This window comes from Vibrio splendidus (assembly GCF_002873455.1).
Lineage (GTDB): Bacteria > Pseudomonadota > Gammaproteobacteria > Enterobacterales > Vibrionaceae > Vibrio > Vibrio splendidus_J.
Map to the genome: position 1 here is coordinate 105779 of NZ_MCUN01000001.1, position 16542 is coordinate 122320.

The window sequence follows — 16542 nt, forward strand, 5'->3', positions numbered from 1 at the left end:
TATTACAACTTAATATTGCAAATTAGTAACTTTAAAATCATGACCAATCTCATTGATTTTAAAGAAAATTTGTTGTGTTAATGATTTGTTGAAATGGTGGTTTATCGATGCTTGCTTTTCAAACCTAGGGTGCAAACGTGTGCTGAACTTTAGAGTTTTAACTCTACTAGTGTTTTGGGGGAGTAAAATTTTTGAGGGTGTTTCCGCTAGGTGTGAACTAGTGGTATGATGAGTAAATTAGAACAGAATAATTAAATTGGATTGAAGTGTAGATGGTCATTAAGGCTAAAAGCCCGGCAGGATTTGCAGAAAAGTATATCATTGAAAGTATTTGGAATGGCCGTTTCGCTCCAGGTTCTATCTTGCCCGCAGAGCGTGAGCTTTCTGAGCTGATTGGTGTTACACGTACTACGCTTCGTGAAGTACTTCAGCGTCTTGCTCGTGATGGTTGGTTGACAATCCAACACGGTAAGCCAACTAAAGTTAACCAGTTTATGGAAACGTCAGGTCTTCATATTCTTGATACATTAATGACGTTGGATGTTGATAACGCAAGCAAAATGGTAGAAGACTTACTCGCTGCACGCACCAATATCAGCCCTATTTTTATGCGTTATGCATTTAAAGCAAATAAAGAAGCTTCTGAGCGTACGATTACTAATGTGATCGAATCCTGTGAAGCTTTACTTGCGGCACCGACATGGGATGAATTCCTAGAGTCTTCCCCGTACGCTGATAAGATCAAACAATCAGTGAAAGAAGACGCAGAAAAAGATGAAACGAAGCGTCAAACGATCTTAGTTGCTAAAACTTTTAACTTTTACGATTACATGCTTTTCCAACGTTTAGCATTCCATTCAGGTAACCAAATTTATGGTCTGATCTTCAACGGTGTTCGTAAATTGTACGACCGTGTTGGCAGCTACTACTTCTCTAATCCAGAAGCTCGTCGCTTAGCCATGGAGTTCTACAAAGACTTGTTTGTTATTTGTGAAAGTGGTGAGCGTGAAAACTTGCCACTTGTGATTCGTAACTACGGTATCGCAAGCGCACAGATTTGGAACGAGATGAAAACAACGTTACCAACAAACTTTACTGAAGACGACAGCTAAGTCTTTTCATTAAAGTCCTGTTAGGTTGGTTTACTTATTAAGTAAACGACGTAAAGAAAACGAAAAAGCGGCGAGATAATCAAATTATCTCGCCGCTTTTTATTTATCGATAGTTGGTGAAAACTTATCAATAGGCAGTAAGTTACTAGTGGCCAGCAACTTATCTACAAGTAGTCACTATCTATGATGAGTAACTCAACCTGCAAACTCTTCTGAGTCTGGACGGTTAGTAAATTGCACGCCATTTAGAAAATCGCAAAGTAGTTGGTCTTCACATACTTTGTAGTTCTTGTTCTCTGGTTTACGGAAGTAGGCACCAATCTCGTACTTACTTAGGCTGATGCCTACCACTTCTAATATATCTAATACATCTTCTGCTTTCATGTTCAACGCAATACGCAGCTTCATGAAAATCATGTTGTTCGTTAGTGCGACTTCAGGTTTAGGTTGCTCGCCTTCCTTTTTACCACGCTTAAGGTTGATGAAACCATTTAGGAATACCGCTAACTCTTTATCTTTCATCTTAGAGCATGACTTGTCGTTGTCGTCTTTTAGCCAGTTGATTACTTGGTCATGAGCAACGGTCACATCAGCTTGCTCGATAGCTTTGATGATTTGTGCATTTTTAAGGTTTAGCGCGTGTTGAATACGACGCAAAATTTCGTTGTTAGTCACTGGGGATTCCTAAAAAGGGTTTGGAGAGTAAAGAGGTGCTGGTTAGCCCGTTATCGTCGACAAACCAATTTCTACTCTACATAGCATAGTTGACGGCGACTCTAACAGAGAACGCTTATTTTCGGTAGATATAAAAAATCCCCAATGCTTGTTAACTCATTCAAGTTAAAAGTGCATTAGGGATTTCGTTATGAGTGCTCGTTATCTGACTGAAGCCAGAGTTACATTACACGCATACCAGGTTGAGCACCTTCGTGTGGTTCAAGGATCCACAAGTCGCTGCCGCCAGGGCCAGCAGCTAGGATCATGCCTTCAGACATACCAAACTTCATCTTACGAGGTTTAAGGTTTGCTACCATTACCGTTAGCTTGCCTTCTAGCTCTTCAGGTTTGTACGCTGACTTGATACCAGAAAATACTTGGCGAGTTTCACCGCCGATGTCCAATTGGAACTTCAGTAGTTTGTTCGCTTTTGGTACTTCTTCACATGAGATAATACGAGCAATACGCATATCGACTGCTGCAAATGCATCGAACTCAATCTCGTCTGCGATTGGCTCTTTGTCTAGCTCAGTTTGGCTTGCTTGCTCTTTTTCAGCTTCTGCTTTTTCTTTCGCAGCGGCTTCTGCGGCTGCATCTTCTTTAGAAGACTCGATCATTGCTTCCACTTTCTTCGGATCAATACGGCTAAACAGCGCTTTGAACTTAGTGATTTCGTGATCAGTGAGCGGTGTTGTAATAGCTTCCCACGTTAGCTCTTCGTTTAGGAAAGCCTCAGTGCGAGCCGCTAGCTCTGGCATAACAGGTTTCAGGTAAGCCATTAGTACGCGGAATAGGTTAATACCTACAGAAGAAACTTCTTGAAGCTCTTTCTCTTTGCCTTCTTCTTTCGCAAGAACCCAAGGTGCTTTTTCGTCAATGTACTGGTTCGCTTTATCAGCTAGTGCAGTAATTTCGCGGATAGCGCGGCTGAACTCACGAGTTTCGTATAGCTGACCGATACGCTCAGCAGCAGCAACGAATTCGTTGTATAGCTCAGGTTCTGCAAATTCAGCAGAAAGCTTGCCTTCAAAACGTTTCGTGATGAAGCCAGCGTTACGAGACGCTAGGTTAACAATTTTGTTTACTACGTCAGCGTTTACACGTTGAGTGAAGTCTTCAAGGTTAAGGTCAAGGTCATCAATACGGCTGTTTAGTTTCGCAGCGTAGTAGTAGCGTAGACACTCAGGGTCTAAGTGGTTTAAGTACGTACTTGCTTTGATGAATGTGCCTTTCGACTTAGACATCTTCGCACCGTTCACCGTTACGTAGCCGTGTACGAATACGTTGTTTGGCTTACGGAAACCAGCGCCTTCTAGCATTGCAGGCCAGAATAGGCTGTGGAAGTAAACGATGTCTTTACCGATGAAGTGGTAAAGCTCAGTTGTGCTGTCTTTCTTCCAGTATTCGTCAAAGTTTAGATCGTCACGCTTGTCACATAGGTTCTTGAAAGAAGCCATGTAGCCAACAGGTGCGTCTAGCCATACGTAGAAGAATTTGTTTTTCTCACCTGGGATCTCGAAGCCGAAGTAAGGTGCATCACGTGAGATATCCCACTGTTGCAGACCAGACTCGAACCATTCCTGCATTTTGTTTGCAGTTTCATTCTGTAGAGAGCCAGAACGAGTCCACTCTTTAAGCATGCTTTCGAACTGAGGTAGGTCGAAGAAGAAGTGCTCAGAATCTTTCATTACTGGAGTTGCGCCAGAAACCGCTGATTTAGGGTTAATTAGCTCAGTTGGGCTGTATGTCTCACCACAGTTATCACAGTTATCACCATACTGGTCTTCTGACTTACACTTAGGGCAAGTACCTTTTACAAAGCGGTCTGGTAGGAACATCTCTTTCTCAGGATCGAAAAGCTGAGAAATAGTACGGCTAGAAATGAAGCCGTTCTTTTTAAGTTCTAGATAGATGTGAGAAGCCAGTTCACGGTTCTCTTCACTATGTGTGCTGTGATAGTTATCAAAGCTGATATCAAAGCCAGCGAAGTCTTTTTGGTGCTCTTCACTAACAGCAGCGATCATCTCTTCTGGCGTGATACCCATCTGTTGAGCTTTAAGCATAATTGGCGTGCCGTGAGCATCGTCAGCACAGATGAAGTTTACAGTGTTGCCACGTAGACGCTGGTATCGAACCCAGATATCAGCTTGGATATGCTCAAGCATATGACCAAGGTGAATAGAGCCGTTAGCGTACGGAAGCGCACAAGTTACCAAAAGTTGTCTTGGATCAGTTGCCATACTTAATAATTCGCTTTTTTGATAGGTATAAATTTTGAGAGGTAATACTACTTTATAACGTGTGATACGCCAAGTTATCAGACAAAGGATTCCCCTAGTTTTTTAGGGGTTCAGTCTTCATCTCGTGGGTGATAGCATAAATAAAAAAAGGAGCCCCAATGCGTAACTTTACTTCTAAGCAAGATTTCTGTTCATGGTTGAATGAGTTTGAGTCACCAATCCTCATACCAGAGTGGGCGCTACACCAAAATATTGTATCGGTTGATCCTCGTGGGTCATTTGTTATTACCTTGCCTTTTGCTGCCAATCAGCTTGCGGTTGAACTGGAACAGTGGATCCACTCTCAGATTGAACAGCAACTTGTTAGCGCTTTTCAGTTTGAAGTAAAAGTGAAACCGTCTGCGCTAGAAACAACAGTCGCGACACCTTTGAAGGGCGTTAAGAACATTATCGCCGTGACGTCGGCAAAGGGTGGGGTCGGGAAATCCACAACCTCTGTAAACCTTGCGCTTGCGTTATCTAAGTCAGGTTCAAAAGTGGGCTTGTTGGATGCGGATATCTATGGTCCATCTGTGCCTATGATGCTTGGTCAACTAGACGCAAAACCAGAAGTACAGAATAACAAATGGATGATGCCAATCGAAGCTCATGGCATTTTTACTCATTCTATTGGCTATCTTGTGTCGAAAGACGATGCGGCAATCTGGCGTGGCCCTATGGCAGCGAAGGCTTTAGGTCAGCTTGTTAACGAAACCGTATGGCCTGATTTAGATTACCTTGTTATCGACATGCCACCGGGCACGGGTGATATTCAGCTAACGTTGTCGCAGCAGATCCCAGTTACGGGCGCGGTAGTCGTGACGACACCTCAAGACTTGGCTTTAGCCGATGCACGTAAAGGCGTAGCGATGTTCGATAAAGTGAGCGTGCCGGTTGCAGGCTTAGTGGAAAACATGAGCTACCATATCTGTAGTCACTGTGGCGAGAAAGAGCATATCTTCGGTGCTGGTGGCGCGGAAGCTATGTCGGAAGAATTCTTCCTTGATATTTTGGCGCAGATTCCACTGCATATTGATGTGCGAGAAGACATCGATGCGGGCTGCCCAACCGTTATACGTCGTCCGGACAGCGAACACACTCGTCACTACCTTGAATTGGCTGAAAATGTGGCTGCGAAAATGTTCTGGACGGGAAAAGCGAGACCGGACGCGATTAACTTTTCTATGGTTGATTAGAGTAGATCAGCCTTAAAGCCGTATAAATAATGTTTGGGTGAGATAAATAGCTTTTGTATTTGGTTAGATAGCCAATAGGTTTGTGCAAATAGTTGTACGCTAGTGATTCGAAAGCAAACGATTATATTCATTTAATGTATAGATAACATCAATTTGACTGTAATTAGCAAGAATGGCGACTAGAATCTATATTGTTTAGCCCCTATAATCAGGCGGTTTATCTCTTCCCACCACCAAACCATATCGGGTGCAAAATTAATGTCTGATAATAATCAATGTGTCATCGTAGGTATCGCTGGCGCTTCAGCATCAGGAAAAAGTCTGATTGCTAGTACAATTTATAATGAGTTGCGCGAGAAAGTAGGCGACCATCAAATTGGTGTTATCACGGAAGATTGCTACTACAGCGACCAAAGCCACTTGAGTATGGAAGAGCGTGTTAAAACTAACTACGATCACCCAAATGCACTGGATCATGACCTTTTATGTGAGCATCTACAGCAGCTAATGAGTGGTAATGCCGTAGAAGTTCCTGAATACAGCTACACAGAGCATACACGTACTTCTGAAACGACTACACTTACTCCTAAGAAAGTGATCATTTTAGAAGGTATTCTGCTTCTGACAGACCCGCGTCTTCGTAAACTGATGCACGCAAGCGTGTTTATGGATACACCGTTAGACATCTGTCTACTACGCCGTGTTAAGCGTGATGTAGAAGAGCGTGGTCGTACAATGGACACGGTACTTAAGCAATATCAAGAAACAGTACGTCCAATGTTCATGCAGTTTATCGAGCCTTCAAAACAACATGCAGACATCATCGTTCCTCGTGGTGGTAAAAACCGTATTGCGATTGACGTGCTAAAAGCGCACATTGCGAAGTTGTTGAAGTCTTAATCGAATAAAATTTTGCCTAAGTGACTCACTTAGCTTTATTTTTTACCGAATCAGTGGCACTTTTATAGTGCCACTTTCTTTTGGAATCTAAGCAAGGAATATGCGGATGAAGAAACTACTCATTTTCATAGCTGTACCAGTGTTTGTTGTTATTGCAGCAATTCTGGCACTAGTGCTGTTAGTGAACCCTAACCAATTTAAGCCACTAATTGTCGAACAAGCCCAAAAACACACAGGCCTAGAGCTCGTGATTGAGGGTGATATCAGCTGGCAATTCTTCCCATCTATTGGCTTCGAACTTGGTCAAACTGAATTACGTAACCCTGAAGGATTCACCCAACCAAACCTATTTAAGGTTGATACCGTTGGCGTTGATGTTTCGGTTACCCCGCTATTTAGCAACCAACTAGAGATCGGTAACATTACTCTAGATGGTGCAGAATTCTATTTAGAAACGCTTAAAGATGGTCGCAAGAACATTGATGCACTAACGCAAGCGTCAACGCCTCAAGAGTCTGATTCTGTAGTAGACACAAATTCTGAATCAACACCTGCGCCCCAAGAGCAAAGTACAACAGACGCATCTGGTTGGACGATCAACCTTGCAGGCGTAACTGTATCAAATGCATTGTTTGAAATGGACGACAAGCAAGCGGGTTCATTCACTAAGCTATACGATGTGTCTTTGAATCTTTCTGAGTTTGCTGTTGATACATGGACAACTGCCACGTTTGCTGCTTCTGGTGAAAACAACCAACAGAAGTTCTCTGCGGAAGGTAGTGCAGAATTCAAGTTAGCTGAAGGCTTCGCAAGTTACGCATTGCGCAATATTGACCTAAACGCTCAGTTCAATGATCCAGCAACCTCGATTGAGTCAGCAAAGATTGGCTTGAATACGTTTGAGTTCGATAAGGTAAACCAACTGACTTACGCTGTGGTTGGTAATGCGGCTGGCCTTGACCTTGATCTGAAAGGTGGTGGTGAACTTACCTTTGATAGCGCGATCTCAAAAGTCACACTGAATAAGCTAACGTTAGACTCAACATTCAAAGGCGATACGCTTCCTCAATCACCAATGAAAGTGGATATGCTGTCTGACTTAAGCTTTGATCTTAACAAGAGCCATCTGAGCTTTGTTTTAGAGAAGCTGCAGGCTAACGCTATCGCATTAGACGGTAAAGCTGATGTAACGTTATCTGAAATACCAAAGGTTCGTTTTTCTCTCCATAGCCCGAACATTGATTTAGATGAATTCTTAGGTTTAGGCAACTCAACAGAAACTGCGAGCACCGCGCCTTCAGATTCTGCTGGTGGCTCAACTTCAAGTGCTGGCAGCTCGGCTCCGGCGAAAGAAGTCGAACCTGACCTTTCTGCATTGAAAACGCTCGACGTGAAAGGTGATATCACGATTGATAAGTTCAAGGCGAGCAATGCGAAAATGCAGAACGTTAAAACAGCATTTTCGGTAAACCGTGGTATCGCAGAGCTAACATCATTCACATCGAATCTTTACCAAGGCTCTATTTCTGCTACCGCTAAGCTAGACGCTCGTAAAACACCAGCGACTTACACGGCTAAGAAGAAAATTAAAGGCGTTAAGGTTCAACCGTTACTGGTTGATGTAGCGAATAACGACATGCTGGAAGGTACCGGTAATATCGATGTTAACGTTAAAGGTAAGAGCCTGACGCCAACTGGAATCAAGAAGAACCTAGTTGGAACCATCGCGATTAACTTTGAAGACGGTGCGGTAAATGGCATCAACGTTGCTCAACTGATTCGAGAAAATTACGCTAAGATCAAAGGCGAAAAAGTCGAAAGCAAAGATGAGACTCAAAAGACTGACTTCAGTGCAATGAAAGCGACACTGAAAGTTGATAAGGGTTGGGTTTCAACGAACGACTTATCGGCACAGTCACCACTGCTACGTGTGACCGGCCAAGGTAAAGCAAACTTCATCAATGAAACGGTCGACTTCCTTGTTCGTACATCGATTGTTGGTTCGCTTGAAGGTCAGGGCGGTAAGAACATTGATGACCTGAAAGATGTGACCATCCCAATTAAGGTGACAGGCCAATGGGCTGACCCGAAATTTGCGCTTGTTTTTGATGATGTGTTGAAACAAAAAGCACAGAAAGAGATCGACCGTGGTGTGAATAAGCTAACGGATAAGATCAAAGACGAGAAGACCAAAGAAGCGGTTGATGGTTTGTTGAAAGGCTTCTTTAACTAAACCTTTCTAACTCGCATATAAACGAAGCGCCATTCCTGTTGAAGGAATGGCGCTTTTTTTTTGGGTTCTGATTATTATCCTGGCTTAGCAAGCAAAGAGATTCCCTATGAGACTCGCTCCTCGTTCTAGGGGCGCTCTTCGTTCTAGGGATTGAAGATAGGTGCTCGTCTTTTACTTAAGGGTGTGAGGCCCAATGAGCGGACGAGGACCGAGTCTAGAACCTCTGATTGAAGACTATTACCAATCCACGCCTTGCAGAGCTTTGACCCCAGATTCAAAAGCGTGTTTTACGTTACGTACTTCTGAAACAGTATCTGCCATGTCCGTTAAAGTGCGGTGCGCGCCACGCCCAGTAATGATTACTGATTGCATTTTAGGACGGTTATTCAGAGCTTCTACCACTTCATCCAGTTCGATATAGCCATAGCTCACCATGTAAGTCAGCTCATCAAACAGAATCACATCGATCGACTCATCGGCTAGCATGCGCTGACACTCTTTCCACACGCGCTGTGCGGCTTCGATATCTTGAGCCTTATTTTGGGTTTCCCAAGTGAAGCCTGTGCCCATGACTTGGAATTCCACATCCAGCTTTTGAAGAACGTTCTTTTCGCCGTTATCCCAAGTCCCTTTAACAAATTGTGCAACGGCACATTTCTTACCATGACCGACTGCGCGTGTAATGGTACCAAAACCGGATGTTGATTTTCCTTTACCATTACCAGTGATAACCAACAATAGTCCTTTCACTTCTTGCGCTGCTGCAACACGTGCATCGACTTGTTCTTTTACTTTCTGTTGTCTTGCTTTATGGCGTTGTTCTTTGTTGTCTTCGGTCGACATAACAAATCCTTTTAAGTTGTGATTGTGCCTATCATAGCCTAACTTAACGATAGCAAAAACCATCGGAAGAACAGGTGATTACGGATGAAAAAGATACTCGTTGTTTGCATGGGGAATATTTGTCGTTCGCCAACTGGTGAAGCGGTGCTCAGAAAGAAGGCCCAGCAGATGGATATTGATGTAACGGTCGACTCCGCGGGGACGATTGGCTTCCATCAAGGTAACCCACCAGATTCACGTTCTAAGTCAGCAGGTGAAAATCGTGGCTACAGCTTCAAAGGTATTACGTCTCGCAAGGTAGTGATGAATGATTTTGATGAGTTTGATTTAATACTAGCCGCAGACAAGGCGAATTTAGATGATTTAACGAATCAGTGTCCAGCCCACTTTCAATACAAACTTGCGCTATTCTTGAGCTTTGGAGAGTCACAATATCAAGAGATACCGGATCCTTATTATGGTGAGGGAAATGGCTTTGAATTAGCGTTGGATTTGATTGAAGAGTCTAGCGAAGCGATATTGCGCTCAATGTAGTATGGGGGCAATGTTTGTTGTTGGGTAATAAGTCTAAGGGCTGGCTTATAGGTATAAAAAAGGCCGACATTCAATGCCGGCCTTTCTAAATCTAGCTTTAAGTTATGACTAAGCTTACTTAGACATTACTTTGTAGATTGGGTCTTCTGCAACGTTCGCTTCAACTAAGCTACCGGCTTTGTGCAGCATAGCAACACAGTCCTGGCTTAGGTGGCGAAGATGAAGTGTTTTACCTAGTGCAGCGTAACGGTCAGCAATCGTGTCGATCGCTTCAATTGCGGAGTGGTCTGTTACGCGTGAGTTGGCAAAATCAACGATAACATCTTGTGGATCGTTGTATGCGTCAAACAACTCAAGGAAGTTAGCGGTTGAACCAAAGAAGATTGGACCATTAACTTTGTACTCTTTAGAGCCTTCAGCGTTAACTGATTTGTCTGCGTAGATGTGCTTAGCATGTTGCCATGCGAACATGAGTGCCGAAGCGACAACACCCACACCAACAGCGACCGCAAGGTCCGTTAGTACTGTTACCACGGTAACCAGAACGATAACAAAGAAATCTTGCTTAGGAACGCGACGCGCAAGCTTGAAGGTTGCCCATTCAAACGTACCTATAACAACCATAAACATAACACCCACTAGCGCTGCTAGAGGAATCATTTCAATCAGTGCAGAACCAAACAAGATGAACATCAGTAGTGCAACTGCCGCTACGATACCTGAAAGACGACCACGACCACCTGAGTTTACGTTGATCATCGATTGACCGATCATCGCACAACCACCCATCGCACCGAATACAGAACACGTTACGTTAGCCATACCTTGACCAACACATTCACGGTTAGATTGGCCACGAGTGTTTGTCATCTCGTCTAGTACCGTTAGTGTCAGTAGAGACTCGATCAGGCCGATAGCTGCAAGGATAATTGCGTATGGCAGGATGATTTGCAGTGTTTCGAAAGAAAACGGAACTGCAGGAATTGAGAAAGTTGGTAGAGAGCCCGCTAGCGTAGCGGCTTCGTCACCAGACATCGTACGTAGGAAGTCAACAACAGTACGAGTTTCGAGATCAAGTCCTACAACCAAAGCCGTTACCGTTACAATAGCAACCAGTGAAGAAGGTACTGCTGTAGTGATTTTAGGTAGGAAGTGGATGATACCCATAGTGAGTGCTACTAGGCCTAGCATCAGTGTCATTTGGCCGCTTGGTAACCAAGTTAGTGCTCCCGTTACGTCTGGCGCTTTAAATTGACCAAGCTGAGCAAGGAAGATCACAATCGCCAAACCGTTCACGAAACCAATCATGACTGGGTGTGGAACGATACGGATAAATTTACCTAACTTGAATACACCCGCTGCAATTTGCAGAAGACCAGCCAGCATAACGGCTGCGAATAGGTATTGAACGCCATGGGTTGCTACTAGGCTCACCATTACAACAGCCATTGCGCCAGTTGCACCAGAAATCATACCTGGACGACCGCCGAAGACAGAAGTGATTAAACCTACGATGAATGCTGCGTAAAGACCAACCATTGGGTCAACGCCAGCAACAAAGGCGAATGCTACGGCTTCAGGTACCAGAGCTAGGGCTACTGTAAGACCTGAAAGCACGTCATTCTTTACAGAGTGCTTTGAAAATTGTGGGAATTCGAACATGTTTGCTCAGCTATGCTAAAAATGGATTTACCGACACGAGTGTATTGCGTAGCCAAACAGTGATGGAAAAGAGCGGCAATAGCTAAGTGTCGAAAAGATAAGTGCGCGAATGCTACCCAAAAATGTGACTAAGTTCAAGGTTGAACCTAACTTTGAGTAATATATCTGTTAATTTTTATTCGATTAGTAGATATGAAAAAGGCTGCTTTAATAAGCAGCCTTTGATTCTGTTTACTTGTAATTATTTATTAGTAATCACTAGTAGTTTGGCTTAGTCATACCTGCGCCAGCTTTGTTCGACGCTGCCTGACTGCCTGCACCTTTCGATACAAAACGCTCAGTGCGGAACGGAGCTGCAACAACTTCAATCTCTTTGATCTCTTGTGGACCAGGAGCTTTAGTCATTGGTGAGCCTGCTTGCTTCTTAGCAACCGTTGCTTTTGGTGCAGCTTGAGGAGCTTCTGCTTTTACAACAGGCGCTTCTTCAACTTTTGCACTTTCAGCTTTAGGTGCTTCAGCTTCAACAACTGGTGTTGTCTCTTCTGCTGCAACAGGCGCTTCGACTTTCGTTGCTTCTACAATCACTGGAGCTTCAACTTTCTCAGTTTCAACGACCACGGGTGCTTCTGCAACGACTACAGGAGCTTCAGTTACCTGAGCTTCAGAGTGAGTTTCTTCAGCAACAACTGCGTTTTCACGAGAGATGATTACTTTACCCATAGCTAATTCAGGACAAGCAAAACCGCCAGCCATCACTACGTTGCTCTGAGGTGCATTCTCTTGAACTGTATTTTGTTCTTGAGTTTCAACAACAACTTGAGTTTCAACAGCAACGTCCATTTCAGGTTTTGCCTGATTATGGTGAGGTTTTGGAATGAAGCGAGGCATCACTTTACCCATAGCCATCTCTGGAGAAGCTACACCACCTTTACGCAGGCGGAATGGGTTAGGGCGACGATCACGACCGCGACGACGACGTTGACCACTTGCACGTAGGTGACGTGGAGAACGACGGTTACGACGTTGCTTCGGCTCTTCCTGTTCAGTTTGCTCTGAGTTTGCTTGAGTTGCTTCTACTTGTTCCGCAACTTTCTGCTCTTGTGCTACTGATTGGTCTTTAGCTGCTGCTTGTACTTGAGTCGCAGCTGACGCTTTCTGTTCATTTGATGAACTGTCTGCGTTGCTATCTGCTTCTGCTTGAGCTTGTTGGTCTTTAACTCGAACTAGTTTGTTCAGCTTACGACGTTGACGACGCTCTTTGATCTTAACAGCTTTAGCTTCAGGCTTAGCCTTCGGCGCTTCTGGTTTATCAGCTTGAGCTTCTGCCGCTAGCTGTAGACCTTCTTCTGCTAATTTAGATGGTACTTGCTCTTCTTGTTGCTTCTGCTCATCACGTGGCTTATTGCGACGATCTTGCTTAGGCTTACGAGGCTGACGAGTTTGCTGAGGAGCTGCTTCTTTTTGCTCTTCAGGTTTCTCATCACGTACAGGTTTACGACGGCGTTTGTTGTCACGGTTTTCGTTGCGATTGTCACCACGTTCGTTGCGTTGTTCGCTACGGTCACCACGCTCGTTACGTTGTTCGCCACGGTCACCACGTTGGTTACGACGGCGGTTGTCGTTACGATCACGGCGTTGACGGTTACCATTGTTGCGATTGTTCTTAGGTTTTTCTTCTTGCTTCTCTTCTTCTTTCTTCTCTTCTTGAGTTGAAGAGCCAAATAAGAAGCTACCGATAGCTTTGAAGAAACGACCAATTAGGCTAGGTTCTTGTGTTGCAGCTGGTTCAACTTTCTTCTCTTCAACAGCTTTAGGAGCTGGTGCAGGAGTAGGTGCTGATTGAGCTGGAGCCGCGAAACCTTTCAGAGCAGGCTCTTCGATCTTCTTAGGACGAATAGTCTGTTCTACTGGTTCCTTGCTTTCTGCTTCTTTTAAAGCTTCTAGTTTGGTAGGCAGCAAGTAAGAGAGTAGATCGAACTCTTCACCTTCACGAACACGGATAACCTCAAAGTGTGGTGTTTCCATGTCAGAGTTAGGAACAACAGTGATCTTAACTTCTTGGTTCTTCTCGATGTGGTTTACTGAGCGACGTTTTTCGTTCAGAAGGTAAGAGGCGATTGGAACAGGCACAACAGCAAGTACTTGTGCTGTGTTGTCTTTCAGAGCTTCTTCTTCAATCAAACGTAGAACAGAAAGTGCTAGCGATTCGTTATCACGAACAACACCAGTACCTGTACAACGAGGACAAATGTGGTGGCTTGCTTCTGCTAGTGATGGGCTCAAACGTTGACGAGACATCTCTAGAAGACCAAAGCGAGAAATACGACCAATCTGAACACGTGCACGATCTAAACGAACGGCATCACGTAGACGGCTTTCAACTTCGCGTTGGTGGCGAACCGGAGTCATATCGATGAAGTCGATAACAACAAGACCACCTAGGTCACGTAGACGTAATTGACGTGCAATTTCATCGGCTGCTTCTAGGTTAGTGTTTAGCGCTGTTTCTTCAATATCGCTGCCCTTTGTTGCACGAGCAGAGTTGATATCGATAGAAGTTAGAGCTTCTGTTGGGTCGATCACGATAGAACCACCAGACGGAAGACGAACTTCACGTTGGAAAGCAGATTCGATCTGGCTTTCAATCTGGTAATGGCTGAATAGTGGCACTTCACCATCGTATTTCTTAACGCGATTCATGAAATCTGGGCGTATTAATTGAATGTGCGCTTGTGCACGTTCAAAAATAGTATTGCTGTCGATTAGAATCTCGCCAATATCACGACGTAGATAGTCACGAATCGCGCGAACGATAACGTTACTTTCTTGGTGAATAAGGAAAGGAGCTGCATTTGAATCAGAAGCTTGCTTAATAGCGCCCCAGTGATTCAATAGAACGTTCAAGTCCCACTCTAGCTCTTCTGCACTTTTGCCAACACCTGCTGTACGCACGATTAAGCCCATGCCTTGAGGAAGCTCAAGAGTGCTTAATGCTGCTTTCAGTTGAGTGCGTTCATCACCTTCGATACGACGAGAAATACCGCCAGCACGAGGGTTATTAGGCATAAGAACTAAGTAACTACCAGCCAAAGAGATGAAAGTTGTCAGTGCAGCGCCTTTGCTACCACGTTCTTCTTTCTCAACTTGTACGATTACTTCTTGTCCTTCTCTTAGCACTTCTTTAATGCTAGGACGGCCTTGGTATGTATAACCTTCAGGGAAGTATTCGCGGGCAATTTCTTTAAGAGGGAGGAAACCGTGACGTTCTGCGCCGTAATCAACAAATGCCGCTTCTAGGCTTGGTTCAATACGGGTAATACGTCCTTTGTAGATATTCGCTTTCTTTGACTCGTGACCTGGACTTTCGATATCTAGATCGAACAGTCGCTGGCCATCAACCAAAGCGACACGCAACTCTTCTTTTTGAGTTGCGTTAATTAACATTCTTTTCATTTAGAAATTCTCATTGTCTTTTCTTATTTTCATCATTGGTCTTATCGCTTTATTCGTTTCTCATGGTGCCAGATCCCATGGCTTTATCGGTGCAGCCTCCCGGCTGGAGAGGGATGCTCTGGGGCACGTCAGTCATCATAGGGAGTTAGCCTATGATCCGCGATGTGGCGGTGAATACTCAACATGAGTGTACGTGAGTAGAGCGATAAGGAACTCAGTTGACCGTGTCTTACGCCGATTGCAGCACTGTCTAATCTGAGTCATCTACTCATTTACTTGCTTATGAATGGTTAGCTGTTTAAATATTAGTCAATCCACTGATAGCAGCTGTGAACTATAGCAGTGGTCGGTAAACACAGCAATCTGCTTTGTCGTAATGCGGTAAAAAAAACAGTTTTTGTTTGGGTTTTGATAGCTCTAACTCACTGTCTATAAATAATTTATCAATTGATATTTTAATTTGCAGGAAGTTTGGTGCTTTTTTGTTCGAAGAATCAAAGAAATATAGAACTTCAATGACCTTTTAAGGATAGATCGGCAGGGATTATAGATAAATAAGTTCAGAATAGAGTTAAGAAAATCTCAATTATCAAAAGTGACAGTGATACAATGGCCCAATGAGCGAAATTAGAACCCAAGTCCAATTTGTCGACATTGACGAAGATATGGCTGGTCAGCGTATTGATAACTTCTTACGCAACCAATTAAAAAACATCCCGAAAAGCATGATTTACCGAATCGTGCGTAAAGGTGAAGTCCGCGTAAACAAAAAACGCATCAAGGCTGAGTACAAACTAAAAGCAGGTGATTTAGTTCGTATCCCGCCAGTCACTATTGAAGAGAAAACAGAAGAGAACGTACCAAGCACGAAACTCAATAAGGTTTCTGAATTAGAACAGTGCATCATTTATGAAGATGATCACATGCTGATTCTTAATAAACCGTCGGGGACTGCCGTTCACGGTGGTAGCGGGTTAAAGTTTGGCGCGATTGAAGCATTGCGTGCACTTCGCCCTGATGCTCGTTTTCTTGAATTAGTGCACCGTATTGATAGAGATACGTCTGGCATTTTGCTTGTTGCTAAGAAGCGCTCTGCGCTAAGACACCTTCAAGCACAGTTCCGTGAAAAAACGGTTCAAAAATACTACTTCGCTTTAGTGATGGGCGAATGGAAGAACAGCTGTAAAGTGGTTAATGCCCCTTTATTGAAAAACGAAGTAAACAGCATTGTTCGCGTTAACCCGAATGGTAAGGCTTCTGAAACTCGTTTTAAGGTTTTGGAAAAATTCCAAGATGCGACGTTAGTTCAGGCAAGCCCAATTACCGGCCGTACACACCAAATCCGTGTACACGCTCAGTATACTGGCCACCCAATTGCTTGGGATGACCGTTACGGTGATCGTCGTTTTGATGCTTACACGGGTAAAGTAGGATTGAATCGTTTGTTCTTACACGCCGCCAACATTAAGTTTACCCACCCAGGTAGCGAAGAGAAGATGGATATCTCGGCTCCAATGGAAAAAAGGCTAGAGAGAGCACTTACTGGTCTACGTAAGCTCTAAGAAGATACGAGATAAGAAAGGGTTAGCTGTTTATAATCTTACCTATCTACT

At 43.9% G+C, this 16542-nt stretch carries 11 protein-coding genes; 6 read left to right on the forward strand and 5 right to left on the reverse strand.

Annotated elements, in window-relative coordinates; translation table 11 throughout:
* The first annotated feature begins 272 nt into the window (after positions 1–272).
* Positions 273–1112, forward strand: a complete 840-nt coding sequence (gene fadR / locus BCU75_RS00480) for a fatty acid metabolism transcriptional regulator FadR (protein ID WP_017084025.1) — start codon at positions 273–275, stop codon at positions 1110–1112.
* A gap of 195 nt (positions 1113–1307) precedes the next feature.
* Here the strand turns inward: fadR and BCU75_RS00485 are convergent, their stop codons facing one another.
* Together BCU75_RS00485 and metG are read right to left on the reverse strand one after the other, a co-directional pair.
* Positions 1308–1787 (reverse strand): DUF1456 family protein, encoded by a 480-nt coding sequence (locus BCU75_RS00485; RefSeq protein ID WP_102465482.1) that lies wholly within the window; start codon positions 1785–1787, stop codon positions 1308–1310.
* Positions 1788–2008: 221 nt separating this feature from the next.
* A complete protein-coding gene (metG, locus tag BCU75_RS00490) occupies positions 2009–4069 on the reverse strand; it encodes a methionine--tRNA ligase (protein ID WP_102472651.1) in 2061 nt (686 codons plus the stop codon).
* A 158-nt stretch (positions 4070–4227) separates the two neighbouring features.
* On the opposite strand from metG, the gene apbC reads away from it, so the two are divergent.
* The 3 genes from apbC (at position 4228) to BCU75_RS00505 (ending at position 8437) form a co-directional block, all read left to right on the forward strand.
* A complete protein-coding gene (gene apbC, locus BCU75_RS00495; RefSeq protein WP_102465484.1) occupies positions 4228–5304 on the forward strand; it encodes an iron-sulfur cluster carrier protein ApbC in 1077 nt (358 codons plus the stop codon).
* 258 nt (positions 5305–5562) lie between these two features.
* The gene (gene udk / locus BCU75_RS00500; protein WP_004734002.1) at positions 5563–6204 is read left to right on the forward strand and encodes a uridine kinase; all 642 of its coding nucleotides are present in this window, start codon (positions 5563–5565) and stop codon (positions 6202–6204) included.
* Positions 6205–6310: 106 nt separating this feature from the next.
* Positions 6311–8437 (forward strand): AsmA family protein, encoded by a 2127-nt coding sequence (locus BCU75_RS00505; protein WP_102472652.1) that lies wholly within the window; start codon positions 6311–6313, stop codon positions 8435–8437.
* A 237-nt stretch (positions 8438–8674) separates the two neighbouring features.
* Here BCU75_RS00505 and cobO read toward each other — a convergent pair whose 3' ends face one another.
* Positions 8675–9280 carry a cob(I)yrinic acid a,c-diamide adenosyltransferase gene (gene cobO, locus BCU75_RS00510; protein WP_048610567.1) on the reverse strand — a complete coding sequence of 202 codons (606 nt, stop codon included), beginning with the start codon at positions 9278–9280 and terminating at the stop codon, positions 8675–8677.
* An 84-nt stretch (positions 9281–9364) separates the two neighbouring features.
* Between cobO and BCU75_RS00515 the strand changes: the two genes are divergently transcribed.
* Positions 9365–9814, forward strand: coding sequence for a low molecular weight protein-tyrosine-phosphatase (locus tag BCU75_RS00515; RefSeq protein ID WP_102472653.1), 450 nt, complete (start codon positions 9365–9367; stop codon positions 9812–9814).
* A 114-nt stretch (positions 9815–9928) separates the two neighbouring features.
* On the opposite strand, the gene BCU75_RS00520 is transcribed toward BCU75_RS00515, so the two are convergent.
* Positions 9929–11476: a SulP family inorganic anion transporter gene (locus BCU75_RS00520; RefSeq protein WP_102472654.1), complete on the reverse strand. Its 1548-nt coding sequence runs from the start codon at positions 11474–11476 to the stop codon at positions 9929–9931.
* 258 nt (positions 11477–11734) lie between these two features.
* Positions 11735–14929 (reverse strand): ribonuclease E, encoded by a 3195-nt coding sequence (gene rne / locus BCU75_RS00525; RefSeq protein ID WP_102472655.1) that lies wholly within the window; start codon positions 14927–14929, stop codon positions 11735–11737.
* A gap of 617 nt (positions 14930–15546) precedes the next feature.
* Here rne and rluC point away from each other — a divergent pair.
* Positions 15547–16491 carry a 23S rRNA pseudouridine(955/2504/2580) synthase RluC gene (rluC, locus tag BCU75_RS00530; protein WP_017078123.1) on the forward strand — a complete coding sequence of 315 codons (945 nt, stop codon included), beginning with the start codon at positions 15547–15549 and terminating at the stop codon, positions 16489–16491.
* The last annotated feature ends 51 nt before the right edge of the window (positions 16492–16542 follow it).